The following is a 24977-nucleotide window of genomic DNA, read 5'->3' as shown; positions in this document are numbered from 1 at the left end:
TGCCCAGAGTCTTCTCCAGACGCCCGGTCGCACCGGCCGGGCCCTGAAGCAGGAGGCAGACGTGAACGACTCCACCACCGCCCAGGGCCAGACCACCGCCCAGCCCCGCTCCCACCGCGGGCGCCGCATCCTGATGGCGGTCGTCCTCGCCGGCGGCCTGGCCACCGGCGGCGCCGGCATCGCGATGGCCGCCTCGACGCCGGTCACCGCCGACGGGAACGCGTCGGTCTCGGCGCCCGCGGAGACCAGCACGGCTCCCGCGGCCCCGGGCCAGGACGGCCAGCAGGCCCCCGCGCCCCAGCCCCACCTCGACGGGACCGTCGTCTCCGTCTCGGACGGCTCCTTCACCATCAAGGACCGGGACGGCTTCACCCGCACGATCGCCACCACCGGCGACACCACCTACAGCTCCGCCCCCGCCGGCCCCGAGGGCGGCCCGGCGACCCCGCCCGCCCCGCCGACCGGTGACCAGGGCTCCGCCCCGGCCGCCCCCGCGGCCCCGGCTGCGCCGTCGGACGGCGCGAGCGCCCCCGCGGCTCCGGCGGCTCCGGCTGCTCCGGCCGCTCCCTCGGACGGCGCCAAGGACACCTCCGGTGGCCAGGCCGAGCAGGCGACCACCGCCTCCCGCGGTGACGTCCTCACCGAGGGCGCGCACGTCCACGCCACCGGGACGGTCGGCAGCGACGGCACCACGCTCGACGCGACGTCCGTGAGCCTCGCCCCCGAGCCGCCCGCCGGTGGCCCCGCGGGCGGCCCGGGCGCCGGCCCCGCGGCCGACGGGTCGGCCCCGGCAGCCCCCTCGGCCGACGGCTCGGCGACCGCTCCGGCAGCTCCCCAGGCCGAGGAGTCCGCTCCCACCGGTTCCTGACCGGCCACGGGGGCGGGGTCACGGCCCCGCTCCCGTGCTGGTGGCGTGCTGATCTTGGCGTTCCTTCCTCGAGTGAGCGTTCACACGGGGAAGGAACGCCAAGACCAGCGTCGAGCGGTCGGCGGACCCGCGTGAGACCTCCGTGCTCCTGGGGTCCTGACGAGCCGTCCCCCGAAGGGCGGGCTAGCCTCATCGGGCTCGTCGAGAGGTGGCGGGCGCACCACCCCCCAGCCTCGGGAGCCACTGCATGACGGTCGACGACGCCTACGCCGAGCTCGGAGCGATCCTGCTCGACCGCACCCCGCTGACCGCGGTGATGCAGCGCGTCGCCGACCTGGCGAGGCAGACGGTCCCGGGCGCCGACGAGGCGTCGGTCACCGTGGTGGAGGGCAAGCGCGCCCGCTCGGTCGCCTTCACCGGGTCGCTCGCGGTGCAGCTCGACGAGCGGCAGTACGCCGTGGGCTTCGGGCCCTGCATGGACGCCGCGCTCAGCGGCCAGGTCATCCGCATCGACGACACCGCGGCGGGCTCGGAGGCCTACCCCGGCTACTCGGAGGTGGCGCGGCGGGCGGGGGTCCGCTCGACGCTGTCGATCGGCCTGGCGGTGCCCCATCGCGCGGTGGGCGCCCTCAACCTCTACGACCTCGGCGGGGAGGCCTTCGACGCCACGTCGGTCGACGCGGCGCAGGTGCTCGCGGGGCACGCCGCGATCGCGCTGGCGAACTCCCTGGCCGTGGAGAGCACCCGCGAGCTGGCCGAGCAGCTGCAGCGCGCCATGGCGTCGCGGGCGGTCATCGAGCAGGCCAAGGGCGTCATCTCCGCGGTCCGCGGGGTCGACCCGGAGCAGGCGTTCACGCTGCTGTCGCGCCGCTCCCAGGACACCAACCGCAAGCTCGCCGAGCTGGCGGGCGAGGTCGTCAGGAGTGCCGGCGAGGGGCGCGACACCGGCTGGTGACGGCCGCCCGGCGGCGCGCGGGCGGCTCCCGCTCAGCGCCGTCGCGGAGGCGCCTCCACCAGCAGCTTGCGCTCGATGTGGTCGAGCACGAAGACCATGGCTGCGACGAAGGGCAGGAGTCCGAGGGCGAGAACCACACCCCCACGGTCCCCCAGGTGGGGGTCCTCCGCGGCGCGACACGCCGCAGACGCGCCGGGGCGGTGTGACAGGAGGGGCCGGTCCGGCGCCGCCGCGACCCGGTCAGCGGGGCTGGGGGACCCCGGCGCGGACCTGGCCGACGAGCTCCTCCAGCACGTCCTCCAGGGTGACCACGCCCAGCAGCGCGCCGTCGGCGCCCTCGACGCGCGCGAGGTGGGCCCCGGAGTCCTGCATCCGGCGCAGCACCGGCCGCAGCCCGTCGGTCTCGGCCACCGTGGTGAGCTCGCGGACGTAGCGGCTCGGCACCTGCGCCGCGCGGGCGCCCGCGTCGAGCGTGAGCACGTCCTTGACGTGCACGTACCCCAGCAGCCCCCCGTGCCCGTCGGCCACGGGGGAAGCGGGAGAAGCGGGTCCTGGCGGCGGCGTCCTGCACCTGCGCCACGGTGGCCTCGCGGGGCAGCGTGGTGAGCGTGTCGAGCGGGAGCAGGACGGCGGCCGCGGTCCGGTCGGCGAAGCCGAGGGCGGCGGTGGCGAGCTCCTCGACCTCCTCCTCCAGGAGCCCCTCGCGATGGGCCTCCGCGACGAGCCCGGCGACCTCCTCGCGGGTGAAGGCGCTGGCCACCTCGTCCTTCGGCTCCACCTTCACGAGCCTGAGGAACAGGTTGGCGAGCCAGTTGGTCACGGCGATCACCGGGCGCAGCACCATCGAGAGGAGCCGCAGCGGCGGCGCCAGCACCAGGGCCGCGCGGTCGGGCCCGGCCAGCGCGAGGTTCTTGGGCACGACCTCGCCCAGCACCACGTGCGCGGTGACGACGACGACGAGCGCGATCGCGAACGCCACGGGGTGCACCAGCGCCTCGGGCAGCCCGGCGGCCTCGAAGAGCGGCTCGATCTGGTGGGCCACGGCGGGCTCGCCGACGGCGCCCAGGCCCAGCGAGCACAGCGTGATGCCCAGCTGGGCGCACGAGAGCATGGAGGTGAGGTCCTCCATGGCCCGCAGCGTGGTGCGGGCGGCGCGGCTCCCCCCGGCTGCGAGCAGCTCCACCGAGGAGCGGCGCGCGGAGATGACCGCGAACTCCGCGCCGACGAAGAAGGCGTTCAGCGCCAGCAGCACCACCGCGAGCCCGATGGCCAGGCCGTCGCTCACCGGTCGCCCCGCTCGTCGTCGTCGCTGCCGCCGGGGTCGCCGGCCGGGCCGAGCAGCCGCAGGTGGAGCACCTCGATGCGCAGCCCGTCCATCCCGTCGACCCGCAGCTCGGCGCGCTGCTCGACGGGCAGGCCGTCGTCGTCGACCTCGTCGGTGGTGGCGGTGACGACCGCGGTGTCGCCGAGCTCGGGCAGGCGCCCGAGCTCGCGCAGCACCAGGCCCGCGACCGTCTCGTAGGAGGGGTGCTCGGGCAGCTGCACGCCGGTGCCCCCGGCCACCTCGTCGGGGCGCAGCAGGCCCGCCAGCACCCAGGCGCCCTCGCCGTCGGGGCGGGCGCGGCTGGTCTCGACGTCGTGCTCGTCGACCACCTCGCCCACCAGCTCCTCGACGAGGTCCTCGAAGGTGACCACGCCGGCGAAGCCGCCGTACTCGTCGACGACGACGGCCAGCTGCAGGGTGCTGTCCTTCAGCTGGTCGAGCAGGTCGTCGAGCTCGAGGGTCTCCGGCACCAGGGAGGCGGGCTCGAGCACGTCGCGCAGGCGCACGTCGTGGGCCCGCTCCGGCGGCGCCAGCAGCGCCTGGCGGGCGTGGACGACGCCGAGCACGTCGTCCTGGTCCTCCCCGGTGACGGGAAGCGCGAGCGGCCGGAGTCGTGCACGGCGTCGACCAGGTCGGTGAGCCGGTCGTCGGCCGCGAGGGTGCGCACCCGGATGCGGGGGGTCATGACGTCGACGGCGCGGCGGCCCGAGAAGGCCAGCGACCGCTGCACCAGGGCGGCGGTCTCCTCCTCGAGCGTGCCCTGCTCGGCCGACCGCCGGACCAGGCTCAGCAGCTCGTCGGCGGAGCGCGCCGAGGCGAGCTCCTCCTGGGGCTCGGTGCGGAACAGGCGCCGCAGGACCGCGTTGGCCATCGCGTTGAGCGCCCGGATCGGCCAGGCCATGCCGTGGGCGAAGCCGCGGCTGAACCCCTGCACGGCGTAGGCCGTGGCGTAGGGCAGCGAGATCGCGAGGTTCTTGGGCACCAGCTCGCCGAAGACCATGGTGACCAGCGTCGACAGCGCCAGGGCCACCGTCACGGACACCGCCGTGGCCGCGCCGCCGGTCAGCCCGGCGGACTCCAGCGGGCCCGCGAGGAGCCGTCCGATGGCGGGCTCGGCGAGGAAGCCGATGGCCAGGTTGGTGATGGTGATGCCGACCTGGGCGCCCGACAGCTGGGTCGACAGGTTCCGGAGCGCCTGGAGGGTGCCCGCGGCGCGGCGGTCACCGGCCTCGGCGGCGCGCTCGACGGTGGACCTGTCGACCGTCAGCAGCGAGAACTCGGCCGCGACGAACCCGCCGCAGGCCACGACGAGGGCGCCGGCCACGAGCAGGAGGAGGACCTCGCTCACCCCTGCGAGCCACCCGTCGGTGCGCAGGGGGTCACGGGTGCGGTGCGTTCTGGGTCGGCCGGGGCCACCGGGCGCGGGTCCTCTCGGGGGGTGTTGCCCTGCGGAGCGCGGAGCACGCCCAGGCTAGGCCAGCGCGACGACGACGGCGGCCCCGAGCGCCCGGTCGTGGACGGTGCTCGGCGCGAGGCCCCCCGCGCGGCAGGCCTCTGCGGTGCCCTCCGCCTGCCGGGCGCTCGTCTCCACGAGCAGCACCCCGCCGGGTGACAGCCACTCCCGGGCGCCCGCGGCCACGCGGCGGTGCACGTCGAGCCCGTCACCGCCGCCGTCGAGGGCGAGGAGCGGCTCGTGGTCGCGGGCCTCGGGGGGCATCAGCGCCACCTCGCCGCGCGGGACGTAGGGCGCGTTGGCCACCAGCACGTCGACGCGCCCGCGCAGGCCGCGCGGCAGGGCGTCGAACAGGTCGCCCGTGTGCACGCGTCCGCCCCCCACCGGCCTCGAGACCCCGCAGGTTGTGGGCGGCGCACCCCGTGGCCACGGGGTCGAGGTCGGCGGCGTGCACCTCGGCACCGGGCACGGCGGTCGCCACCACCAGGGCCAGGGCCCCGCTCCCGCAGCACAGGTCGACGACGACAGCCCGGCTCCCACCGGTGCGCGCCGCCTCCTGGGCCCGGGTCGCCCGGGCCGCGGCCTCGCGGGCCAGCAGCTCGCTGCGCCGCCGGGGCACGAAGACGCCCGGCGCCACGGCCACCCGCAGCCCGGCGAAGGCGGCCCAGCCGAGCACCTGCTCCAGCGGCTCGCCGGCGCACCGCCGGGCCGCGCGGACCTCCAGCACGGCGTCGGAGGGGGCGTCCTCCAGCAGGAGGGCGGCCTCCTCCTCGGCGAAGACGCACCCCGCCCGCCGCAGGCGCACCACGAGCCCGTCCGAGCGGTGGTCCGAGCGGTGTTCCGAGGGGCCCGGCACGCGAGGCCTCAGAGGGAGGTGGCGGTCTCGGGCTGCGCGGCGGGCGCCGGGCGGCGCCGCGTCCACCCGCGGCGGCTGCGCCGGTCTCCCAGCAGCCGGCACGCCACGTAGATCGCGAAGGAGATCGTGGTGACGTAGGGGCTGATCGGCACGGACCCGCCGAGGGCCAGCAGGATGCCCCCCACCGCGGAGGCCGTGGCGAAGACCACCGACAGCACCGGGACCCACAGCGGCGACGCCGAGACCCGCACGGCCGCCGCAGCCGGGGTGATCAGCAGTGAGAGCACGAGCAGGGCGCCCACCACCTGGACGGCCATCGCGACCGACAGGCCCAGCACCACCATGAACACCAGCGACAGGCCGCGCACCGGCACGCCGCGGGCGGCGGCGCCGTCGGGGTCGACGCTCGCGAACAGCAGCGGGCGCCACACCACGGCCAGCACCGCCAGGACCACCGCCGAGGTGGCCAGCATGGTCACCAGGCGCGGGTCGTCGACGGCCACCACCTGGCCGGTGAGCAGGCCGAACTTGTTGGCCGAGCGCCCCGGGTACAGCGCCAGGAACAGCACGCCGAGCCCGAGCCCGAACGGCATCAGCACGCCGATGATCGAGTTCCGGTCGCGGGCCCGCACCCCAGCACGCCGATGAGCGCCGCGGCCAGCAGCGAGCCCACCACCGACCCCAGCACCACGTCGGCCGACAGCAGCAGCGCGGCCGCCGCGCCCGCGAAGCTCAGCTCGGCGATGCCGTGGACGGCGAAGGCCAGGTCGCGCGCGGCGACCAGCACCCCGACCAGGCCCCCGACCAGGCCGAGGGCCGCCGCGGCCCACAGCGAGTTGGCCACCAGCGGCAGCAGCCGCGAGTAGTCGCTGAAGTCGAACAGGCTCCCCAGGACCGCGTCCCAGCTCATGCCGGCTCCTCCGTCGGCTCGCAGTGGTGGTCGGCGTCGCCGCCCGTGGCGGCGATGAGCACCCGCCCGGCGTGGCGCAGCACCTCGACCCGCGTGCCGTACAGGTCGCTGAGGCTCTCGGAGGTGAGGACCTCTCCCGGCGTGCCCACGCGGTGCCCCGCGGGGGCCAGGTAGAGCACCCGGTCGACCACGTCGAGCACGGGGTTGATCTCGTGCGTCACGAACAGCACCGCGGCCCCGGCGCGGCGGCGCCCGTCGACCACGGACACCACCTCGCGTTGGTGGGCCAGGTCGAGGGAGAGCAGGGGCTCGTCGCACAGCAGCAGGGCCGGGTCGGTGGCCACGGCCTGCGCGATCCGCACCCGCTGCTGCTCGCCGCCCGACAGCAGCCCCACCGGCACGTCGCCGTAGGAGGTCGCCCCGACCGCGGCCAGCAGCTCGTCGACGCGCTCGCGGACGGCGCGTCGCGGCAGCGGCAGCCCCCAGCGGTGGCCGTCGATGCCCTGGCGCACCAGGTCGCGGGCCCGCAGCGGGGTCATCGGGTCGATGAGGCGCTGCTGGGGCACGTACCCGATGTCCGAGGAGCCCTGGCGCGGCGGGCGCCCCTGGACCTCGAGGCGGCCCTCGGTCAGGGGCTGGCGCCCCAGCACCGCCCTGACCAGGCTGGTCTTGCCCGAGCCGTTGGGCCCCAGCACGGCCACGAGCTCGCCGGGGCGCACCTCGAGGTCGAGGCCGGACCAGACCCGGTGGTCGCCGTAGCTGAGCCCGGCGCCGCGGAGCGAGAGGACGGAGCCGCTGCTCACAGCCCCACGGCCGCGCGGATGGCCTCGGTGTTGGAGCTCATCCACTGCGTGTAGTCCTGACCGTCCGGGAGCGTCTCGGTGACCGGGACCACCGGCACGCCGGCGGCCTGCGCGGCCTTGAGCACGGCGTCCGTCTCGGCGCCGGTGGTCTGCTCGTTGTACACCAGCGCCTTGACGGTCCCGTCGGTGAACAGCGCGGTGGTGTCGGCGAGCACGGACGGGGACACGTCCGTGCCCTCCTCGACGGCCTCGGAGAACTCCTCGGGGGTCTTCACGACCAGGCCCATGGCCTCGAGCATGTAGTCGGGGACGGGCTCGGTGATGGCGACGCCGGTGCCGGAGCTCTTCGCGGAGACCTCCGCCTCCTGGGCCTGCAGCGGGGCCAGGCCCTCGGTGAAGGCCTTCGCGTTCGCCTCGAAGGTGGCGGCCTGCTGCGGGTCGGCCTTCCCCAGCGCCTCGGCGACGGCCTCGGCGACCTTCCCGGCGGTGGCCAGGTCGTACCAGACGTGCTCGTTGAACTCGCCGTGGGCGTGGCCCTCGTCGGCGTGGTCACCGGAGCCCTCGGCGTGCTCGTCCCCGTGCTCGTCGGAGTGGCCCGCAGCGTCCTGCGAGCCCTCCAGGCCGGAGACCTCCACGGCGTCGACGACGGGCGCCTCGGTGCCCGACGCCTCGACGAGCTGCTCCATGAAGGGGTCGTACCCGCCGCCGTTCTGCACGACGACGTCGGCGTCCTGCACGAGGAGCTGGTCGCGGGTGGTGGCCTCGAACGAGTGCGGGTCCTGCGAGGGGTCGTCGATGATCGAGGTGACCTCGACGGCGTCACCGCCGACGGCGCTGGCGACGCTGCCCCAGACGTCGGTGGAGGCGACCACGGTGAGCGCGGCCGAGCCGCTGCCGGCCGACCCGCTGCCCGACGCGCTGGCCCCCGGGCTGCTGCCGCCTGCGCCGCAGGCGGTGAGCGCCAGGGCGGCGGTGAGGCCCCCGGCGAGCGCCAGGGAGGTGCGGGAGGTGCGGGACGGGAGCGCGGGGCGGGGCACGGGCCCTCCGGTGAGAGTCGTAGTGATAACTCTTCTCACTGTAGACCCGTCGAAGTGCTCCGGACGACCAGCGCTGGTCGTTCCGGGGTCAGCGGGTGGCGGCGCAGTCGGCGCAGGTGCCGAAGATCTCCACCACGTGGTCGACGTCGGTGAAGCCGTGCGCCGCGGCGGTCTTCTGCGCCCACGCCTCCACCGCGCTGCCCTCGACCTCCACGGCCTTGCCGCAGCGCCGGCAGACCAGGTGGTGGTGGTGCCGCGCGCTGCACCGGCGGTACACGGCCTCCGCGTCGTCGCCGGTGCGCAGGACGTCGACGTCGCCGTCCTCCACGAGCGTCTGGAGCGCGCGGTAGACGGTGGCGAGGCCGATGGGGTTGCCCTGCTCGCGCAGGCGCGCGTAGAGGTCCTGGGCGCTGGTGAAGCCGGGCTCGGAGTCGAGCAGGGCCGCCACCGCCGCCCGCTGGCGCCCGGAGCGGCGCTGCACGGGGCGTGCGGGGAGCTCGGCGTCCGTCGCGGTGGCGGTCTGCTCGCTCATCGGTCCCATCCTCCCACGGCGGCGCGGCGGGACCGCTGCGTCACAGCCCGGTCACGATGTCGCCCGAGCGGCCCGTGACCCCCGTCTCGAGATGCCGGGCGCGGCCGACGGGCCTAGCGTCTCCACCGCCAGAAAGACGCACTCTCACCTGCGGGGACACCATGCTCGGAACCATCATCGGCCTCATCGTCATCGCATCGTGGCGGGCTACCTCGCCCGGCTGATCGTCCCCGGCCGCTCCGGCCTCGGCGTCGGCGGGACGATCCTGCTCGGCGTGATCGGCTCGTTCGTCGGGGGCTTCCTGGCCTACCTGCTCTTCGACGGCGGCACGAGCTTCGTCCAGCCCTCCAGCTGGATCGGCTCCATCATCGGCGCGATCATCGTGCTGGCCATCTACCAGGCCACCCGCGGCCGCAGCCACAGCCGCGCCTGACGCACCCCGCCGGCGGTCGCCGGCCCGGCGCTGACCGCAGTGCGCCGGGCCGCGGCCCCGGCCCCGAGGAGCCCCACCCGCCAGCCGGGTGGGGCTCCTCGCGCGTCCGGGCGACGTCCGCGCGGCAGCGCTGATCACCTCCACCCGAGGGGGTGGGGTGCCGATGGATAGCGTGTCGGACCACCGGGGCAGGCCCGGGGAGGACGCTCGGGTCGTCCGCGGCCGTCAGGGAGGACGGGGTGCACGAGGTGGCAGCAGGTCAGGTGCCGGTCGGCAGCGGGCTCACGGGGACCGGGGCCCTCCCGGGCCTGCTCGACGGCGTCGACGACGTCCTCGCGGACCTCTCGCCCGAGCGCCGCGAGCTGTTCGCCCTGCGCGTCGAGCGCTGGTGGCCCGACCTGAGGGCCGGGCTCGCCGCCGTCCACGACCCCGCGACCGCCGCCGCGCTGGAGCAGCGCCTGCTGCGCGCCGCCGCCACCGCGTACGCCGAGCGCGAGCCCGAGCTGCACCGCCTCGACCAGGCCCGCACGCTGCGGCCCGACTGGTTCCAGGAGCCGGGCATGCTCGGCTACGCCGCCTACACCGAGCGCTACGCCGGCACCCTGCAGGGCGTCCACGGGCGCCTCGACCACCTGCGCGAGCTCGGCGTCACCTACCTCCACCTCATGCCGGTGCTGCAGCCCCGCGAGGGCGACAGCGACGGCGGCTACGCCGTGGCCGACTACCGCGCCGTCCGCTCCGACCTGGGCGACGTCGAGGACCTGCGCGAGCTCGCCCGCGCGCTGCGCGCCCAGGGCACCTCCCTCGTGCTCGACCTGGTGCTCAACCACGTGGCCCGCGAGCACGAGTGGGCCCGGAGGGCGCGCGAGGGCGACCCGCGCTACCGCGCCTACTTCCACGTGCACCCCGACCGCGAGCGGCCCGACGCCTACGAGCGCACGCTGCCCGAGGTCTTCCCCGACTTCGCCCCCGGGAACTTCACCTGGGACGACGAGCTGGGCGGCTGGGTCTGGACGACCTTCAACAGCTTCCAGTGGGACGTCGACTGGTCGAACCCCGACGTCCTGGTCGAGTACGCCGAGGTGGTGCTGTTCCTGGCCAACCTCGGCGTCGAGGTGCTGCGGCTGGACGCCATCGCCTTCATCTGGAAGCGGCTGGGCACCGACTGCCAGAACCAGCCCGAGGTGCACAGCCTCACCCAGGTGCTGCGCGCGCTCGCCCGCGTCGCCTGCCCGGCGGTGCTGCTCAAGGCCGAGGCGATCGTCTCGCCGCACCAGCTGGTGCAGTACCTCGGCCAGGGCGAGCACCACGGCCGCGTCTCCGACCTGGCCTACCACAACACGCTCATGGTGCAGTTCTGGTCGATGGTCGCCTCCCAGGACGTGCGCCTGGCCGCCCAGGCCCTCGGCGCCCTGCCCGCCGCCCCGAGCAGCGCCGCGTGGATCACGTACGTGCGCTGCCACGACGACATCGGCTGGGCCATCACCGACGAGGACGCGGCCGCCGTCGGGCTGGACGGCTACCAGCACCGCGCCTTCCTGTCCGACTGGTTCTCCGGCTCCTTCCCGGGCTCGCCCGCCCGGGGCCTGGTGTTCCAGGAGAACCCCGCCACCGGCGACCGCCGCATCTCCGGCTCCGCCGCCGCGCTGACCGGCCTGGTCGCCGCGCAGGACGACGGCGCGGGGGTGGGTGACCCCCGGGTCGACGCCGCGGTGGCGCGCGTCCTCCTCGGCCACGCCCTCGTCATGGGCTGGGGCGGCGTCCCCGTCCTGTGGATGGGCGACGAGCTCGGGCTGCCCGGCGACGACGCGTGGGCCGACGAGCCGGGCCACGGGTCCGACAACCGCTGGGCCCACCGCCCGTGGATGGACGAGGCAGCCCTGGGCGCCCGCCACGACGGCACCACCGTGCCCGGCCGCCTCTTCGCCGGGGTGCGGCACCTCGCGGGCGTCCGCGCGTCGCTCCCGCACCTGCACGCGTCGGTGGCGTCCGAGGTGCTGGAGGTGCACGACCCGGGCGTCCTGGCCGTGCTCCGCCGCCACCCGGTCGGTGACCTGCTCGCCCTGTACAACGCCACGCAGGAGTGGCGCTCCTACCCGGGGTGGCGCCTGGAGGAGCTCGGGCTCGGCGGAGCCCACGACGCGCTCACCGGTGCGCCCGTGCACCGCGGGGACGACGGGAACGTGTGGCTCGCCCCCTGGTCAGCGGCGTGGCTGCGCCTGCTCTGACCGGCTGAGGCCCGACACTGGCCACCATGGGCGGCCGAGGAGAGGGGCTGGCGCTCGCGCTGCTGCGCGTGGCGCTGGGCCTGCTGTGGCTGCAGGACCTCGTCCTGCCGCGCGCCGCGGCCCAGAGCTGGCTCGTGGGCGCGCTCGGCCTGCCCGGCACGTCCGGGTGGGTGGTGCCCGCGCTCGAGCTGGCGCTCGTCGTGACGCTGCTCACCGGGTTCCTCGTGCGGCCCGCCGCCGCGGTCGGAGCCGCGCTCGGCGTCGCGGGCGTCGTCCACCTGGCCGCGCCGAGCGGCGGGGTCGGCTCCGCCGACGCCACCGGGGCCTGGGCCGTGGTGCTCCTCGCGCTCGTCCACCTCGTGCTCCTCGTCGGGGGTGGGGGCAGCTGGGCCGCGCTGGACGCCGTCCGCCGCAGCGGCGACCCGGTCCGCGCCGTCCGCCTCGGTCGCGGCTGGGGCCTGCTCGCGCTGGCGGCCGGCACCGCCGGCGTCGTGGTGGCCAGCGGCGGTCAGCCCCGCTGGAGCGCCGAGCACACCCTGGTCCTGCGCGAGGGCCTCGCCTCGGTGGGCACCTGGGACCTGCCGGGGGCCCTGGCCGCGGGCGTCGCCGGGCTGGTGCTGCTGCTGGGGACCCTGCCGCGGATGTCGCCGATGGCGCTGGTGGCCCTGCTGGTGGCGGGTGCCGGAGCGGTCATGGTCGCCCTGGGCGTCCTGGCCGGGGGCACGGCGACCGCGTCGCTGCTGGCCGCCCTGGCCGTGGTGGCCGCCGTCGTGGCGCCCCACCTGCGGGGCGACGGCGGCGGCGGGGGCGGCCCCGACCCCGAGGAGGCCTGACCTGAGGGTGGCCAGCGCCCGTGATCATGGGCGCTGGCCACCCTCAGCGGTCGGTGGCGTCCTCGCCGTCGAGCTCGGAGAGCGGCAGCACCAGCTGGGGGCCCTCGTTGCGGACGCTGCCCACCGCGCGGCCGACCTCGCGCGGCACCAGCCGGGGCGGGGGCACGGCGTCGAGCACCTGGCGCACCAGGTCGAGGTCGGTGAGCGCGGGGTCGAGCCAGTCGCCCTGGAAGTCCGCGGGCAGCACCAGGGGGCTGCGGTCGTGGATGCGCCCCGCGGCGTCGGTCGCCTGCGTGGTGATGACGGTCGTCGTCCACCGCCACGGGTCCTCGCCCTCGGGGGCCGCCGGGTCCTTCCAGAGCTCGTAGAGCCCCGCGAAGGTGAGCGGCGCGCCGCCGGGGTCGTGCAGGAAGTGGGGGACCTTCACCACCTTCGTGCCGCGGGCGCCGGGCACCTCGCGCTGCTCCCACTCGAAGTAGCCGTCGGCCGGCAGCAGGCAGCGGCGCCGGGCCGCCGCGCGGCGGTAGGCCGGCTTCTCCGTCACCGTCTCGACCCGGGCGTTGATCATCCGGCTGCCCACGGACGGGTCCTTGGCCCACGACGGCACCAGGCCCCACCGCACCGTGCGCAGCTGCCGCTGGGCCTGCGCGCCCCCGTCGTCGCCCCCGTCGTCGCCCCCGGGGTCGGGCTCGCGCTCGACCACCACGCGCACCGGCTGGGTGGGGGCCACGTTCCACGACGGGCGGAGCTCCTCACCCACCACGGCGTCGACCGCGTAGGCCTCCACGAGCTCCGCGTCGGATCGGCTGCTGGCGTAGCGACCGCACATCCCGCCATCCTCCTGCGCTGCTCTCCGGTCGCACCCGGGCACCGCCCGTCACAGACTGGCACCGCTCGAGACCAGCGGGCAGCAGCGGTGCAGGTGGTGGAGGTCCCGGTGGCAGCCGAGGGTGTGACGCAGCAGAGGCCGTCGGAGCAGGCGAGGGCGATGCCCGCGCCGGACGACCCGCGCAAGCCCGACGACCCCACCGACCTCACCAAGAGGTCGTGGGCCTACGTGCTGCGCAAGACGGTGCGCGAGTTCTCCAGCGACGGCTGCCTCGACCTCGCGGCGGCGCTGGTCTACTTCGGCGTCCTGGCGCTCTTCCCGGGCCTGGTGGCGATCATCTCGCTCGTCGGGGTGCTGGGGCAGGGGCCGCAGACCACGCAGACGCTGACCGAGGTCATCGGCGGCTTCGCCCCCCGGGACGTCACGGACCAGATCTCCGGCGTCATCAGCGACCTGCAGGAGAGCCAGGCCGCGGGCATCGGGCTCGTCGTGGGCCTGCTGGGCGCCCTGTGGTCCGCGAGCGGCTACGTCGGCGCCTTCTCGCGCGCCATGAACCGCATCTACGGCACCACCGAGGGGCGCCCGGTGTGGAAGCTGCGCCCGATGCAGCTGCTCGTCACCGTGATCGCGGTCGTGCTGGTCGTGGCGGCTCTCGTCATCCTCGTGGTGTCCGGCCCGGTGGCGGAGTCGATCGGCGACGTCGTCGGGCTCGGCTCCACCGCGGTGACCGTCTGGAGCATCGCCAAGTGGCCGGTGCTGGCGCTCATCGTCGTCGTGGTGGTGGCGGTGCTGTACCAGCTCACCCCCAACGTCCGGCGCCCGAAGTGGACCTGGACCAGCGTCGGAGCTGTTGTCGCCATCCTCGTGTGGGCGCTCGCCTCGGCCGGGTTCGGCTTCTACGTGTCCGGCTTCAGCAACTACAACAAGACCTACGGCAGTTTCGCCGCAGTGATCGTCTTCCTGCTCTGGCTGTGGATCACGAACCTGGCCCTGCTCTTCGGTGCCGAGCTCGACGCCGAGCTGGAGCGCGGCCGCCAGCTGCAGGCCGGCATCGCCGCCGAGGAGCAGCTGCAGCTGCCGCCCCGCGACACGCGCAAGAGCGACAAGGCCGCCGCCAAGCACGCCGAGGACGTCGAGGCGGGCCGCGAGCTGCGCCTGGCCCACGGCGCCCCCGAGCCGTCCGAGGGCGACGACGGGGCGCGCCACGGCGGTGGCGGCGGCTCCCACGGGCGCGACGGCTCGAAGCCGACGGACCGCCTGGCCGAGCGCGACGCGGCCGTGCGGCGCGCTGGCGGCACCCCCGTCTGACAGGTCCGCGACACGCGCTCGCGGTGCTGGCGCCGCTACCTCTGCTGCCTCTAACTTCTCTCAAGTCACACGAGTCACAGAAGTTTCAGCAGCACCATCCAGCACCACGAGCCCCGCACCGGCGGGGTGGCGGACCCCTCAGATCGGAGCCAGCCCGTGTCTGCTTCACCGGTCGTCGACCTCGACTCCTGGCGCGAGCGCGCCCGCGTGGTGCGCTCCGCCGAGGCGCCCGCCGCAGCCCCCGCTGAGACCGCTGCGACGGCCTCGACGGGCACCGACGACGCCAGCGTGGTCCGCATGCCCGCCCCGGCGGGCCCCCTCAGCGTCTTCGGGCCCGTGATGGCCTTCGGCCTCGTGCGCCGCAGCACCCCGTCGGCCGGTCAGCCCCGCGCCGTGCACGCCCCCCACCTCGACGCCCTGCGCGCCTCCGGTGGCGAGGGGCCCGACGCCGCGAGACGCACGGCCCCGGCCGGGCCGCCCGAGCTGCGCCTGGTGCCCGCGCTGTCCGAGGAGCCGGCGGTCACCTCGGCGCCGGCACCGCGCCTGCACGTCGTCCCCGACACCCGCGGGTCCTCGCGGGGGCCCCGCCGCTGAGGACGCTCTCCGGCGCCGTCCTCCCAGGTCCGGTGCCCGCGGGCCCCTCCGTGCAGCACACTGCTCCCACCGCGCTCGTCGCGGGCCGGGGCGGGGGGCGCTCCGGGCACCAGGAGGAGGACGTGGACGTCGTGGCGCGCCAGGCGGGGACGACCCCCACCGACGGAGCCGGGAGCGGCCCCGCAGGCGCGCACCGCCCGGTCGACGCGACCGGGCTGGAGCGCCTGGCCGACCTGGCCGCGAGGCTGGTCGGGGCGCCCTCGGCGCAGGTCGTCCTCGTGCACGACGACGTGCACGAGGTGGTCGCCGCGGTCGGCCTGCCCCCGGGCGTCGAGCAGCACCGGTTCGAGGTGCCCGAGGACACCCTCTGCCACCTCGCCGCCTCCGAGGAGAGGGCCCTGGTGGTCCGCGACGCCGCCCGCGACCCGCGGTCGGCGCGCTTCCCCGAGGCGGAGCGCGGCGAGCTCGGCAGCTACCTCGGCGTCCCGCTGCGCGAGGGGGAGCGGACCGTCGGCGTCCTGTGCGTCTACGGGCCCGAGCCGCGCGACTGGAGCGACCACGACGTCGCCTCGCTGCAGCAGCTGGGGGCCAGCGCGCTGGCCGAGCTCGACCTCGCCCGGGTCGCCGACGAGGTCGAGCGCACCCGGCTGCGCATCGGGCTCGCCATCGACGCCGCGGGCGTCGGCGGCTGGGACTGGGACCTCGCCACGGGCGAGCTCGACTGGGACGACCGCCTGCTCGACATCTTCGGCGTCGAGCGCGAGGACTTCGGCCGGAGCATCGACGCCTTCTCCTCCTACCTGCACCCCGACGACGTCGACCGGGTCGGCGCGGCGCTGCAGCGCGCGATCGACACCGGCGGCACCTACGAGGCCGAGTTCCGCGTGCTGCGGCCCGACGGCCACGAGCGCTGGGTCCAGGGCCGTGGGCGGGCGCTGTGCGACGCCGAGGGCCGCACCACCCGCATGATCGGCGCGGCCTTCGACACCACCGACGTCCGCGACGGCGACGCCCGCGTCGCCCGCGTGCTGGAGAGCATGTCGGCGGCCTTCTACGCGCTCGACCGCGACTTCCGCTTCACCTACGTCAACGCCGAGGCCGAGCGGCTCCTGGGGCGTCCCCGCGACGAGCTGCTCGGCGGCTCGGTGTGGGAGCTCTTCCCCGCCACGGCGGGCAGCACCTTCGAGGAGCACTACCGGGCGGCGGTGGCCACCGGCGAGCAGGTCGCCTTCGAGGCGCACTACCCGCCGCCGCTCGACGGCTGGTACGAGGTGCGGGCCTGGCCCGTGCCCGACGGGCTGTCGGTCTACTTCCTCGAGATCTCCCAGCGCCGGCAGGCGCAGGCGCAGGTGCTCGCCGCCGCCGCGCGCCTGGAGCTGCTGTCGCGCACCACCCACCAGCTCACCGAGGTGCTCGACGCGCGCACCGCCGTCGCCCGCCTGGCCGCCACCGTGGTCCCCGACCTGGCCGACTGGTCCGTGGTCACCCTGGTCGAGCCCGACGGCGGCCTGCGCGACGTCGGGTGGGCCCACCGCGACCCCGAGCGGACCCGGCTGGTGGAGCGGTACGCGGCGCGGCGCTTCGTGGACCTCGCGCCGAGCGCACCGGTGCTGGAGGCGCTGCGCACGGGGGAGCCCGCGGGGCTCGCCCGGGACGCCGCCGCCCTCCTGGACCGGACCCTGGGCGACGCCGAGGCCCGCCGCCTGGCCGCGGAGCTGGCCCCCGAGGCCCTGGAGGTGCTCCCGCTGCGCGCGCACGGCCGCACCCTCGGCATGCTCACCCTGTTCTGGGGGCCCGAGCGCGGAGCCCCCACCCCGAGGACCTCGCCACCGCGCGGGAGATCGCCGCCCGCGCCGGGTCGGCCCTCGACAACGCCCGGCTCTACGAGGAGCAGCGCGACCTCGCCGCGGCCCTCCAGCGCAGCCTGCTGACCGAGCCGCCCGAGCCCGACCACGCCGAGCTCGTCGTCCGCTACCTGCCGGCCGCCGCGGCGGCCCAGGTCGGGGGTGACTGGTACGACTCCTTCCTCCAGGAGGACGGCGCCACGGTGCTCGTCATCGGCGACGTCGTCGGCCACGACACCGCCGCCGCCGCCGCGATGGGGCAGGTGCGCGGCCTGCTGCGGGGCATCGCCTTCACCACGGGGGCGGGTCCCGCGGAGGTGCTGTCGCGCCTCGACGCGGCGCTGTCCGGGCTGCTCGTCACCACCACGGCCACCGCCGTCGTCCTGCGCCTGGAGCAGACGGCGGCCGAGCGCGCGGCGGGCACCACCCGGCTGCGCTGGTCGAGCGCCGGGCACCCCGCCGCCGATGGTCCTGCACGCCGACGGACGGGTCGACCTCCTGGAGGTCGACGCCCCCGACCTCCTCCTCGGCTACGACCCCGCGTCGCGGCGCCAGGAGGCGGTGGTCGTCGTCGAGCGCGGCGCCACCGTGCTGCTCTACACCGACGGCCTGGTGGAGCAGCGCGCCCAGTCGCTGGACACCGGGCTCGGGCGCCTGCGCGCGCTGCTGTCCGAGCTCGGGTCGCGCCCGCTGCCGGAGCTGTGCGACGCCCTGCTGGAGCAGCTGGTGCCCAGCCGCCCCGAGGACGACGTCGCCCTCGTCGCCGTCCGGCTGCACCCCCAGGACGGGCCCCGGCCGGCGGGCGCCGCGCCGGCGCTCGTGCCGCCCGGGGTGCCGCCCGAGCCCGCCGCGACCCCCTGAGGGTCAGGCCGCCGGCGAGGCGTCGAGGGAGAGCACCACCCGGAACAGGGCGCGGGGGTCCTGCAGGACGGCGGGCCGCTCGACGGCGGCCCGGGGCACGACGTCGAGCCAGCGCACCGCCCGGCGGTGCGGCACCAGCGCCTGCACGCCCGCGAAGACGTACTCGCCGGTGACCTCGCCCACCAGGAGGGCCCGGTCGCCCTGGACGGGGACGGCGACCTCGTCACCGACGGCCACCTCGCCCACCAGGGCCTCCAGCTGGCGCAGCGCCTTGCCCGCGCGCCGGCGGGGCGCGCCCGCCGCGGCCGCCCGCTCGGCAAGGAGCGCCCGCAGCCCGCTGCCCGCGGCGGCGCCGGGCTCGTCGGCGAGGTCGGCCGGCACGTCGATGCCGCTGCTGGTGTCCAGGCCCACCACCCCCTGCCCCACCAGCACGCCCAGCGTGGTGGCGTCGGGGGCCCGCACCACCCACAGCGCCCGGCCCGGGGTCGCGGCGCGCGGGGGCACGTCGTCGGCCCCCGGCCAGACGTACTCCAGGTCGTCGGGCAGCCCCCGCTCGAAGCGCGGCGCGTAGTGCTCCGGGTCCTTGCGCAGCAGGTTCGACCGGTGCGAGCGGTGGAGGTCCTCGCGACCCACCCAGCTCGGCAGCGCGCCCGCGGCGGCGAGGTCGGCCTGGGTGGCGCCGACCACCTCGGGGGCGAACTCGGCGATCTGCTCGGCGGTCGAGTCGGCGTGGCCGCGGTCCGTCCACGCGGTCACGCAGTCGAGGCCGTACCGCACCAGGGCCGGGGTGCGCCCGCGCCACATGGCGGCGGCCGGGTGGTTCCCCCACCCGTACTCGGGCAGCTCCAGGGCCCGCAGCACCTGCAGCACCTCCACCCGCTGCTTGCCGAGCCGGGGGGAGTCGAGCACCTCCGCGCTGGCGGAGAAGCTCGGGAAGGGGAGGAACGTCTGCACCTGGAGATCCTCCGCCGGTGCGCCCCGGCTGGCACCTCGCCGCCCGGCGGCCTAGGCATGACCCGTGAGCACACGACGCCACTGGGTCCCCGTCGGGCCGGAGCTCGTCTGGGAGGTGCTGTGCGACGCCTGGAACTACCCCGTCTTCGTCGTCGGCACCGCGCACATGCGGGCCGTCGAGGGTGACTGGCCCACCGCGGGGGCGGTGCTGCACCACTCCTTCGGCGCCTGGCCGCTGATGCGGCGCGGCACGTCCACCTGCGACGCCGTCGACCCAGGCCGCCGCATCCAGCTCACCGCGAAGGGCTGGCCGCTGGGCGAGGCCCGCGTGGTCATCACCCTGCTCGGGCGCGGCGACGGCACGGTGGTGACCATCGAGGAGGACGCCGTGCACGGGCCCGGCAGCTGGGTGCCCCGCCCGCTGCGCGCCGTCGCCATCGGCCTGCGCAACCGCGAGCTGCTCGCGCGCCTGGAGGACCTCGCCGTGGGCCGGCTCGACGCCACCCCCGAGGAGGAGCGGCGCGCGGGCGAGGTCTCCGAGACCGCCGGGTAGCGGCGGCGGGTGCACACGCGCAGGGCCCGCACCCCCGGGGGGAGCGGGCCCTGCGCGGACGGGCGGGACCGCTGCGGACTACTGCGGGTCGACGCCCGAGGGCTCCTCCTCGGCCGGGCCGGTGAGGCGCCCGGTCGAGTCCATCACCTGGCGGGTCTCGTCGGGGGTGCTGGAGCTGACGCGCACGCCGTCGGGCACGGAGTTCACGCCCATCGCGGCCTCGATGTCGGCCTCCGTCACCGGCGGCAGGCCCGCGGTCGGGTCCTCGTCGGTCCCGGTGCCCAGGCCCTCGTGCTTCTCGCTCATCGTGACTCCTCGGTCTGCTGCTCGGACTCCTGCCGGGTCTCCTCGAGCTCGTTGTCGATGCCCAGCTCGCGGTCGACCACCACGTGGCGCCCCTGGCTGATCTCGGCAGCGGTGTCGTCGACCCACTTCTGGGGCTGCTCGGGGAAGCCGTGCTCCGCGATCGCCCCCGACAGCGCGTCGCGGACGACGTCGACGTCGCCGCCGCTGTGGTCGGCGATCACCTGCGCGGTGATGCGCTGCAGCAGCTGCTGGCGCTCGTGCTGGTCCTGGGGGGCGTCCTCGGGCATGGGGACTTGCTACCACCGGGCCCAGCACCCTGCACCTCGCCGCGGACCCGCCGGAGGCACGTACCCGGTCGCCGTTGAACCACTCCTGGCTCGGCTTGCCGGGGTGGTTGCCCGGTGTTGTGCTGGGCGGGCCCGGGCGGAGCCCGGGGGTGGAGGCCGTCCGCGCTGCGCTGGCACCACCGTCCGAGACAGACCGCGAGACCAGGAGCTCGGATGCCCGTCGACGCCGGTGCCGCCGTGGCGCCGCCCTCCCTCGAAGGCGTGCCCGCGCCCCAGGAGGCCCCCGCCGAGCGGCCCTCCAGCGCCCGCGAGCAGGCCACCGAGGACCTCCTCGAGCGCGCCAGCGCCGCCTCCGAGCCGGAGCGCTCCCGCCTGCTCGACGAGGTCGTCGTCCTCAACCTGCCCGTCGCCAAGGCCCTCGCGGCCCGGTTCCGCGACCGCGGCGAGCAGCTCGACGACCTGGTGCAGGTGGCCTCCCTGGCCCTGGTCAAGGCGGCCCAGGGCTACCAGCCGGGCAAGGGCCGCGGGTTCCTGCCCTACGCGGTGCCCACCATCACCGGCGAGCTGCGCCGCCACTTCCGCGACCGGCAGTGGGGCGTGCGGCCCCCGCGCCGCCTGCAGGAGCTGCGCCTGTCGCTGGGCGCCGCCGCCGCCGAGCTGACCCAGCGGATCGGGCGCTCGCCGACGGTCGCCCAGCTGGCCGAGCACCTCCGCGTGGAGCAGGAGGAGGTCATCGAGGCGCTCGCCGCCGCGCAGGACTACCACCTGGCCTCCCTCGACGCCCCGATGGACGGCGAGGCCGACGGCACCCCGCTGTCCGCCACCCTGGGCGGCGACGACGGCGCCATCGACCGCCTCGTCGACCACGTCAGCGTCGCGCCGCTGCTGGCGTCGCTGCCCGAGCGCGACCGCCGGATCCTGTCGCTGCGGTTCTTCAAGGGGTGGACCCAGAGCCAGATCGCCGCCGACATCGGCGTCACCCAGATGCAGGTGTCGCGCCTGCTCTCGCGGACCCTGGAGCGGCTGCGGGTGCAGCTGGAGGACGCCGAGGCCGCCTGAGGCCCGGCGGCGGCGGCGCCGAGGCCGCTGGGGCGGTCAGACGACGCCGTAGAGGCGGTCTCCCGCGTCTCCCAGGCCCGGGACGATGTAGCCGTTCTCGTCGAGCCGCTCGTCGACGGCGGCCGTCACCACGGTGATCGGGGCGTCGGCGCCGAAGGAGGAGGTCACGACCTCCAGGCCCTCGGGGGCCGCCAGCAGGCAGACGGCGGTGACGTCGTCGGCGCCGATGTCGAAGAGGTACTGGATGGCGGCGACGAGCGTGCCGCCGGTGGCGAGCATCGGGTCGAGCACGTAGCACTGGCGGCCGGACAGGTCGTCGGGAAGGCGGTGCGCGTACGTGCTGGCCTGCAGCGTCTCCTCGTCGCGGACCATGCCGAGGAAGCCGACCTCGGCCGTGGGCAGCAGGCGGGTCATCCCGTCGAGCATCCCCAGGCCCGCGCGCAGGATCGGGACCACGAGCGGCTTGGGGCTGGCCAGCTTCACTCCGGTCGTCTCCGACACCGGGGTGGTGATCCGCAGCTCGTCGACGCGGACGCCCCGCGTGGCCTCGTAGGCCAGGAGCGTCACCAGCTCGTCGGCGAGGCGCCGGAAGGTCGGGGAGTCCGTGCGCGCGTCGCGCAGGACCGTGAGCTTGTGGGCCACCAGCGGGTGGTCGATGACCTGCACGCGCATGGTCCACGACCCTACCCAGCGGCGGCGCGCCCGCGGACCGGCCCCGGACCCTCGTCTCGACGGGCCCCGTGCGCCACGATGGGGCGATGTCGTACTTCACCGCGGTCCTGGCCTCCGACGGAGAGGGCTGGCGCCCCGTGGACCTCGAGGTCGAGGAGGTCGCCGACGTCGACGAGCTCGCCGACGAGGTGCGCTCCGCCGTCGACGGCTCCGACCTCGACGGCGCCGGGCCCCTCCTCGTCGTCATCGAGCGGGAGGACGACTGGTTCGCCCTCGTCCGCGTCGACGGCGAGGAGCCCCGCGCCTTCGTCTCCGACCTCGGCGCCGCCACCGCCAGCCGCTACGCGGACCTGCTCAGCGTCACCGCCGACGCCCCCGCGCCCCAGCCCGCGCCGCAGGACGACGAGGAGGAGGACAGCGCCGCCCGCGTCGCCGCCCCCACCTGGGCCGGCGACGCCGAGCTCCTCGCCGACCTCGAGCTGCCCGGCTCGGAGCTGACCGAGACCGCCGAGTCGCGCGACCCGGCCGGCGCCCTCGTGGCCGTCGGCGAGCGCCTCGGCTTCGTCGACCTGCTCGAGGCCCTGCGCTGACGCAGGGGCTCGGGCCGGCGCCCCGGCGCGACGACGAGCGCCTGGTCGCCCTGGCGCTGGCGCAGGCCGCGCGGTGCGCCACCGGCCCTCGGGCGCCGGCGACGTGCCGATCGGCGCCGTCGTCGTCGACGCCTCCGGCCTCGTGCTCGGGGTCGGCGCGAACGAGCGCGAGGCCACCGGCGACCCGACCGCCCACGCCGAGGTGCTGGCGCTGCGCCGCGCCGCGGCCGCGAGCGGCTCCTGGCGGCTGGAGGGCGCCACCCTCGCGGTGACGCTGGAGCCCTGCACGATGTGCGCCGGAGCCCTGGTGCTGGCGCGGGTGGCCAGGGTCGTCTTCGGCGCCTGGGACCCCAAGGGCGGGGCGGTGGGCTCCCTGTGGGACGCCGTCCGCGACCCCCGGCTGAACCACCGCCCGGAGGCCGTCGGCGGGGTCCTGGAGGGCCCCTGCGCCACGCTGCTGAGGGGGTTCTTCGAGGAGCGGCGCGCGAGCGGGTAGTGTCTTCCGCGGGTGGCGTGTCCGAGCGGCCTAAGGAGCACGCCTCGAAAGCGTGTGAGGGTGAGAGCTCTCCGTGGGTTCAAATCCCACCGCCACCGCCCACGAAGGGGCCCGGTCAGCGCAGCAGCGCTGACCGGGCCCCTTCGCCGTTCCGGCGATCATGACGTCGTGGGTAGGTTAGCCTCACCTGCGCTGCGGGCCGTGTGCTCGCCCGCCCCGCCTCCGCTCTGGACCACCAGGAGCCCCCTCGTGCGCACCACCCCCCGCCGCGCCCTGCCCGGCGCGACCTCCGCGGCGCTCGCCGCCCTCCTCGCCGTCGTCCTCACGGGCTGCGGGGCCTCCGAGCCCGTCGACGTCGAGCCCACCGCGGCCGCCGGCGCGGAGGGGCGCACCGAGTACCCCCTCGTGCTGGAGAACTGCGGCCAGCAGGTCACCGTCGAGGCGCCGCCCCAGCGGGCGGTCTCCCTCGACCAGGGGTCCACCGAGATCCTGCTGTCGCTGGGCCTGGAGGACCGCGTGGTCGGCACCGCGTCGTGGACCGACCCGGTGCTGGAACCCCTGGCCGCCGCGAACGAGCAGGTGCCCCGGCTGGCGGACAACGCCCCCAGCTACGAGGTGCTCGTGGGCGCCGAGCCCGACTTCGTCAGCGCCAGCTTCGGGCGGCACTTCGCCCAGGGCGGCGTGGTCACCCGCGAGCGGCTCGCCGAGACCGGCACCCCCTCCTACCTCTCGCCGACCGACTGCGACGCCGGCACCAGCATCAACGCCGGCGGCGTGCGCAGCCGGCCGGTCACCGCCGACGACGTCTACCGCGAGGTCCGCGAGCTGGCGGAGGTCTTCGACGTCTCCAGCCGGGGCGAGGCGCTCGTGGCGCAGCTGCAGCAGCGCGCCGCGGCCGCCACCGACGGCGTCGACCTGGGCGGCCGCACCGTCGCGTTCTGGTTCGCCGACACCACCGCGCCCTACGTCGCCGGCGGTCCGGGCGCCCCCGGGTTCCTCGCGCAGCAGACCGGCATGGTCAACGCCTTCGGCGACCTCCCGCAGGACTGGTCCGCCGTCGGCTGGGAGAGCGTCGTGGCCGCCGACCCGGACGTCCTGGTCCTGGGCGACCTCCAGCGCGACAGGTTCCCCGGCGACCGGCTCGACGCCAAGGAGGCGTTCCTGGCCGGCGACCCGCTGACGCAGGGGATGGACGTCGTGCAGCACCAGCGCTACGTGGTGCTGCACGGGGCCGAGATGAACCCCTCCATCCGCTTCGTCGACGGGCTGGAGAAGATCCGGGCCTGGTACGACGCGAACCGGGACCAGCTCTGAGCTCGGACCTGCGGGCGCCGCGGGCCCCCGCGTCCGCCGCCGGCCGCCGGCGCGCGCCCCGGGCGCTCGCGGGCGCTGCCCTCGGTGCGGGCGCCCTGGTGCTGCTCGTGTGGTCGGTCGGTGCGGCCACCGCGCTGGGACCCGCCGACGTCTCGCTCGTCAACGTCCGCGACGTCCTGCTGAACCACCTGACGGGCGCCGGCATCCCGGTGCGCGTCTCCGACGACGCCATCGTCTGGCAGGAGCGCCTGCCCCGGGCCCTGGTCGCCGCCGCGTGCGGCGCCGGCCTGGGGCTGTGCGGCGTCGTCCTGCAGTCGCTGCTGCGCAACCCCCTGGCCGATCCGTTCGTGCTCGGGGTCTCCTCGGGGGCCTCCACCGGCGCCGTCGTCATCGGGGTCCTCGGCGTGGGGGGCGGCGTGCTGGGGCTGTCCGGCGGGGCCTTCGTGGGGGCGCTGGCCGCCTTCGGCGTCGTCCTGCTGCTCTCCAGGCTCGCGCACGGCGGCACCGCCGTGGTGGTGCTCGCCGGGGTCGCCAGCACGCAGCTGTTCTCCGCGGCCACCTCGCTGGTGGTGTTCGCCGTCGCCGACTCCGACGAGGCGCGCGGGGTCATGTTCTGGCTCCTGGGCTCCCTCGAGGGGATGCGGTGGGACGACGTCGTGCTCACCGGCGCCGTCGTCGCCGTGGGCCTCGCGGTCTGCCTGGTGGCCGCCCGCTCCCTGGACGCCCTGGCCTTCGGCGACGACCTCGCCGCCTCCCTGGGGGTGCGCGTCGCCTGGGTGCGCGGCTCGCTGCTGGTCATGACGGCGCTGCTGACGGCGGCGCTCGTGAGCGTCGCCGGGGCCGTCGGCTTCGTGGGGCTCGTGCTGCCGCACGCCGCGCGCATGCTGGTGGGCCGATCCCACCTCAGGGTGGTCCCGGTGACGGCCCTGCTCGGGGCGGTGTTCCTGGTCTGGGTCGACGCGCTCTCGCGGGTGGCCTTCGCCCCCGTGCCGCTGCCCGTGGGCGTGGGCACGGCCCTGGTGGGCGTCCCGGTGTTCATGGTGCTGCTCGTGCGGCGGCGCCGGCTCGCCTGAGCGGG

At 76.3% G+C, this 24977-nt stretch carries 25 protein-coding genes, 1 tRNA gene and 5 pseudogenes; 17 read left to right on the top strand and 14 right to left on the bottom strand.

Going from position 1 to position 24977, the window contains the following annotated elements; all coding sequences use genetic code 11:
- The first annotated feature begins 61 nt into the window (after nucleotides 1-61).
- Nucleotides 62-868, top strand: coding sequence for a hypothetical protein (locus tag F1641_RS15445; protein WP_194907117.1), 807 nt, complete (start codon nucleotides 62-64; stop codon nucleotides 866-868).
- Nucleotides 869-1115: 247 nt separating this feature from the next.
- Nucleotides 1116-1823, top strand: a complete 708-nt coding sequence (locus F1641_RS15440) for a GAF and ANTAR domain-containing protein (protein WP_194907115.1) — start codon at nucleotides 1116-1118, stop codon at nucleotides 1821-1823.
- 240 nt (nucleotides 1824-2063) lie between these two features.
- Here F1641_RS15440 and F1641_RS23410 read toward each other — a convergent pair whose 3' ends face one another.
- From F1641_RS23410 to F1641_RS15405, 9 genes and pseudogenes are all read right to left on the bottom strand, one after another.
- Nucleotides 2064-2351, bottom strand: coding sequence for a CBS domain-containing protein (locus F1641_RS23410; RefSeq protein WP_309225644.1), 288 nt, complete (start codon nucleotides 2349-2351; stop codon nucleotides 2064-2066).
- A 214-nt stretch (nucleotides 2352-2565) separates the two neighbouring features.
- Nucleotides 2566-3075, bottom strand: a pseudogene (locus F1641_RS23995) (CNNM domain-containing protein); the annotation flags it as partial.
- 29 nt (nucleotides 3076-3104) lie between these two features.
- Nucleotides 3105-3638: a transporter associated domain-containing protein gene (locus F1641_RS20155; protein ID WP_206691301.1), complete on the bottom strand. Its 534-nt coding sequence runs from the start codon at nucleotides 3636-3638 to the stop codon at nucleotides 3105-3107.
- Nucleotides 3575-4495, bottom strand: coding sequence for a CNNM domain-containing protein (locus F1641_RS15430; RefSeq protein ID WP_206691300.1), 921 nt, complete (start codon nucleotides 4493-4495; stop codon nucleotides 3575-3577). The genes F1641_RS20155 and F1641_RS15430 overlap by 64 nt, the downstream gene beginning before the upstream one ends.
- A 123-nt stretch (nucleotides 4496-4618) precedes the next feature.
- Nucleotides 4619-5456: pseudogene (locus tag F1641_RS23990) on the bottom strand (putative protein N(5)-glutamine methyltransferase).
- Between the two features lie 8 nt (nucleotides 5457-5464).
- Nucleotides 5465-6366 (bottom strand): annotated as a pseudogene (locus tag F1641_RS23985) (metal ABC transporter permease).
- Nucleotides 6363-7169 carry an ABC transporter ATP-binding protein gene (locus F1641_RS15415; protein ID WP_309225643.1) on the bottom strand — a complete coding sequence of 269 codons (807 nt, stop codon included), beginning with the start codon at nucleotides 7167-7169 and terminating at the stop codon, nucleotides 6363-6365. The pseudogene F1641_RS23985 and the gene F1641_RS15415 overlap by 4 nt, the downstream one beginning before the upstream one ends.
- Nucleotides 7166-8206, bottom strand: a complete 1041-nt coding sequence (locus tag F1641_RS15410; protein ID WP_309225642.1) for a metal ABC transporter solute-binding protein, Zn/Mn family — start codon at nucleotides 8204-8206, stop codon at nucleotides 7166-7168. The genes F1641_RS15415 and F1641_RS15410 overlap by 4 nt, the downstream gene beginning before the upstream one ends.
- Before the next feature lie 88 nt (nucleotides 8207-8294).
- A complete protein-coding gene (locus F1641_RS15405) occupies nucleotides 8295-8738 on the bottom strand; it encodes a Fur family transcriptional regulator (RefSeq protein WP_194907112.1) in 444 nt (147 codons plus the stop codon).
- 161 nt (nucleotides 8739-8899) lie between these two features.
- Here F1641_RS15405 and F1641_RS15400 point away from each other — a divergent pair.
- The 3 genes and pseudogenes from F1641_RS15400 to F1641_RS15390 all read left to right on the top strand — a co-directional run bounded on the left by F1641_RS15400 (nucleotide 8900) and on the right by F1641_RS15390 (nucleotide 12232).
- Nucleotides 8900-9171: pseudogene (locus F1641_RS15400) on the top strand (GlsB/YeaQ/YmgE family stress response membrane protein).
- Nucleotides 9172-9419: 248 nt separating this feature from the next.
- Complete coding sequence (locus F1641_RS15395; protein WP_206691296.1) at nucleotides 9420-11399, top strand: alpha-amylase family protein; 1980 nt, start codon at nucleotides 9420-9422, stop codon at nucleotides 11397-11399.
- 26 nt (nucleotides 11400-11425) lie between these two features.
- Nucleotides 11426-12232: a hypothetical protein gene (locus tag F1641_RS15390; protein ID WP_194907110.1), complete on the top strand. Its 807-nt coding sequence runs from the start codon at nucleotides 11426-11428 to the stop codon at nucleotides 12230-12232.
- Between the two features lie 43 nt (nucleotides 12233-12275).
- Here F1641_RS15390 and F1641_RS15385 read toward each other — a convergent pair whose 3' ends face one another.
- On the bottom strand, nucleotides 12276-13061 hold the full coding sequence (locus F1641_RS15385; RefSeq protein ID WP_194907107.1) for an SOS response-associated peptidase: 786 nt from the start codon (nucleotides 13059-13061) through the stop codon (nucleotides 12276-12278).
- Nucleotides 13062-13220: 159 nt separating this feature from the next.
- Here F1641_RS15385 and F1641_RS15380 point away from each other — a divergent pair, with 159 nt between their 5' ends.
- From F1641_RS15380 to F1641_RS20135, 5 genes and pseudogenes are all read left to right on the top strand, one after another.
- Nucleotides 13221-14369, top strand: a complete 1149-nt coding sequence (locus F1641_RS15380) for a YihY/virulence factor BrkB family protein (RefSeq protein WP_194907106.1) — start codon at nucleotides 13221-13223, stop codon at nucleotides 14367-14369.
- A gap of 156 nt (nucleotides 14370-14525) precedes the next feature.
- Complete coding sequence (locus F1641_RS15375; RefSeq protein WP_194907104.1) at nucleotides 14526-14963, top strand: hypothetical protein; 438 nt, start codon at nucleotides 14526-14528, stop codon at nucleotides 14961-14963.
- A gap of 122 nt (nucleotides 14964-15085) precedes the next feature.
- Complete coding sequence (locus tag F1641_RS15370; RefSeq protein ID WP_206691295.1) at nucleotides 15086-16894, top strand: PAS domain-containing protein; 1809 nt, start codon at nucleotides 15086-15088, stop codon at nucleotides 16892-16894.
- A gap of 116 nt (nucleotides 16895-17010) precedes the next feature.
- Nucleotides 17011-17208: pseudogene (locus tag F1641_RS20140) on the top strand (SpoIIE family protein phosphatase); the annotation flags it as partial.
- Between the two features lie 64 nt (nucleotides 17209-17272).
- The gene (locus F1641_RS20135) at nucleotides 17273-17668 is read left to right on the top strand and encodes a SpoIIE family protein phosphatase (protein WP_206691294.1); all 396 of its coding nucleotides are present in this window, start codon (nucleotides 17273-17275) and stop codon (nucleotides 17666-17668) included.
- Nucleotides 17669-17671: 3 nt separating this feature from the next.
- Here F1641_RS20135 and F1641_RS15365 read toward each other — a convergent pair whose 3' ends face one another.
- Nucleotides 17672-18622 carry an MSMEG_6728 family protein gene (locus tag F1641_RS15365; protein WP_194907102.1) on the bottom strand — a complete coding sequence of 317 codons (951 nt, stop codon included), beginning with the start codon at nucleotides 18620-18622 and terminating at the stop codon, nucleotides 17672-17674.
- A 64-nt stretch (nucleotides 18623-18686) separates the two neighbouring features.
- Between F1641_RS15365 and F1641_RS15360 the strand changes: the two genes are divergently transcribed.
- A complete protein-coding gene (locus F1641_RS15360) occupies nucleotides 18687-19175 on the top strand; it encodes an SRPBCC family protein (protein WP_194907101.1) in 489 nt (162 codons plus the stop codon).
- A 78-nt stretch (nucleotides 19176-19253) separates the two neighbouring features.
- Here the strand turns inward: F1641_RS15360 and F1641_RS15355 are convergent, their stop codons facing one another.
- Nucleotides 19254-19481: a hypothetical protein gene (locus tag F1641_RS15355; RefSeq protein ID WP_194907099.1), complete on the bottom strand. Its 228-nt coding sequence runs from the start codon at nucleotides 19479-19481 to the stop codon at nucleotides 19254-19256.
- On the bottom strand, nucleotides 19478-19768 hold the full coding sequence (locus F1641_RS15350) for a hypothetical protein (RefSeq protein ID WP_194907097.1): 291 nt from the start codon (nucleotides 19766-19768) through the stop codon (nucleotides 19478-19480). The genes F1641_RS15355 and F1641_RS15350 overlap by 4 nt, the downstream gene beginning before the upstream one ends.
- Before the next feature lie 213 nt (nucleotides 19769-19981).
- On the opposite strand from F1641_RS15350, the gene F1641_RS15345 reads away from it, so the two are divergent.
- Entirely contained in the window at nucleotides 19982-20827 is an 846-nt protein-coding gene (locus F1641_RS15345) for a SigB/SigF/SigG family RNA polymerase sigma factor (RefSeq protein ID WP_194907095.1), read from the top strand.
- 36 nt (nucleotides 20828-20863) lie between these two features.
- On the opposite strand, the gene upp is transcribed toward F1641_RS15345, so the two are convergent.
- Entirely contained in the window at nucleotides 20864-21499 is a 636-nt protein-coding gene (upp, locus tag F1641_RS15340; RefSeq protein ID WP_194907093.1) for a uracil phosphoribosyltransferase, read from the bottom strand.
- An 86-nt stretch (nucleotides 21500-21585) separates the two neighbouring features.
- Between upp and F1641_RS15335 the strand changes: the two genes are divergently transcribed.
- The 5 genes from F1641_RS15335 to F1641_RS15315 all read left to right on the top strand — a co-directional run bounded on the left by F1641_RS15335 (nucleotide 21586) and on the right by F1641_RS15315 (nucleotide 24972).
- The gene (locus F1641_RS15335; protein WP_194907091.1) at nucleotides 21586-22089 is read left to right on the top strand and encodes a hypothetical protein; all 504 of its coding nucleotides are present in this window, start codon (nucleotides 21586-21588) and stop codon (nucleotides 22087-22089) included.
- A gap of 73 nt (nucleotides 22090-22162) precedes the next feature.
- Nucleotides 22163-22585 (top strand): nucleoside deaminase, encoded by a 423-nt coding sequence (locus tag F1641_RS15330; RefSeq protein WP_309225641.1) that lies wholly within the window; start codon nucleotides 22163-22165, stop codon nucleotides 22583-22585.
- An 11-nt stretch (nucleotides 22586-22596) separates the two neighbouring features.
- A tRNA-Ser gene (locus tag F1641_RS15325) sits at nucleotides 22597-22683 on the top strand.
- 151 nt (nucleotides 22684-22834) lie between these two features.
- The gene (locus F1641_RS15320) at nucleotides 22835-23899 is read left to right on the top strand and encodes an ABC transporter substrate-binding protein (protein WP_194907089.1); all 1065 of its coding nucleotides are present in this window, start codon (nucleotides 22835-22837) and stop codon (nucleotides 23897-23899) included.
- 107 nt (nucleotides 23900-24006) lie between these two features.
- Nucleotides 24007-24972, top strand: a complete 966-nt coding sequence (locus tag F1641_RS15315; protein WP_375541504.1) for a FecCD family ABC transporter permease — start codon at nucleotides 24007-24009, stop codon at nucleotides 24970-24972.
- Nucleotides 24973-24977 lie beyond the last annotated feature (5 nt).

It is taken from the genome of Quadrisphaera sp. INWT6 (assembly GCF_015390235.1).
GTDB lineage: Bacteria > Actinomycetota > Actinomycetes > Actinomycetales > Quadrisphaeraceae > Quadrisphaera.
The sequence above is the reverse complement of the archived record's forward strand: the minus strand, read 5'-3'. Positions and strand labels throughout refer to the sequence as shown.